The 1,361-nt window shown below is 32.8% G+C and carries 1 protein-coding gene; it reads left to right on the top strand.

Annotation, left to right across the window (positions count from 1 at the left end; genetic code table 11):
• Positions 1-107 precede the first annotated feature (107 nt).
• Positions 108-1,361 (top strand): metallophosphoesterase family protein (locus tag BZG80_RS15655; protein WP_198532971.1); only part of this gene is annotated, 1,254 nt, incomplete at its 3' end.

The following is a 1,361-nucleotide window of genomic DNA, read 5'->3' as shown; positions in this document are numbered from 1 at the left end:
ATATTAAATAAATGAACTGTTATCGAGATAGTAAAAAGTCTTAAATCTTTATATTGAACTATGTATCAATAAAAAGATATCTCAATGTTGGATGATAGGGTTAAAAAATGAATAATGAGATATTTGTCGTTATTAGCGATATACATGCAAAAAAAGATAACTGTGATGAAGTTAATAAAAGACTTACTGAGCTCAAAAAATGGATAAAAAGAAAGTGTATATGTGGTGATTATAGTTCTGTAACGATATTAGTAGCTGGTGATATTGCTTTTAGTGGCTCTAGTGAGGAGTACGACTTAATACGATCGTCTTTCAAATCTCTTTCAAACGAATTCAAAATAATTCTCACTCCAGGTAACCATGACCATGATTTTTCCAAATATACAGGTAGAGTTCGTGATGTATTGATAACCTCAAAGGATGTTCCTTTTGACGAATCTGTCTATGAAGTTGTAGCGGCCGGCCAACAAGATTACTTTGATTTTGAATCTGATATTTGTAACGTTGAGGCTTCTAGAACAACTATTCTATCCAAAGAATTTAAACCTAGCAATAACGTATCTATACAAACAATAAATACAGCATGGTGCTCCAAGATTAATGAAAAAGGTGGAGACCTAACTGTCCCCATTGACCAGTTAATAGAGCCTTCTGACAATGAAGAAATCAAGGTTGTGTTCTTTCATCACCCGTTAAGCTGGTTAGAGCCAAATAACCATAAGGAGGTTAGGAATTTCCTTAATAGCAATAGGAATATCATTATATCTGGTCATGAGCATGTCGAAAATAGTTTTAAAGTTGAAACTGACAATAACAAGACACTAATCGTTGAAACTTGTTCATTTCATGATACCCATGTAGATGACAACGGATTTATTAGCTTTTCCATAGAAAATGAAGATATTGTAATAGAGAAACATATTTGGGAAGGCGATTGTTTCACTAGTTTAGAGAGAAAAAGAAGAAGTGATATAATAGACTCTAGCTATTTGTACTTTAACGGGTTTAAAGTAAGGGATAGTTACTATGAAATGTTAGTTGATGTCGGAACAGGCTTCTCTCACCCCGAAAAAGACGAACTTAGCATCCATGATATTTTCATTTACCAGAATGTTAAAAATATTGACTCAAACTCAACAGCAACTATTAAAAGAGAAAGCTCTAGGGATATTTTTTCTAGATATCCCGATAATAATATTGCTCTATCAGGAGAAGAAAGTACGGGTAAAACCTCGCTTTTAAAGAAGCTTTGCCTGGATACATTAAACGATGGTAAGTTTTCTGTATTCTTAGATGGTTCAGAAATAAAGAGAGCGGATAGATTCAAAGATAATAAATTAGAAGAACATATAAAGAAACAA

Origin of the sequence: Salinivibrio sp. MA440 (assembly GCF_001996265.1) — a bacterium.
Classification (GTDB): Bacteria; Pseudomonadota; Gammaproteobacteria; order Enterobacterales; family Vibrionaceae; genus Salinivibrio; species Salinivibrio costicola.
Note: the sequence above shows the minus strand (reverse complement) of the source record. Positions and strands in the feature narration are given on the sequence as shown.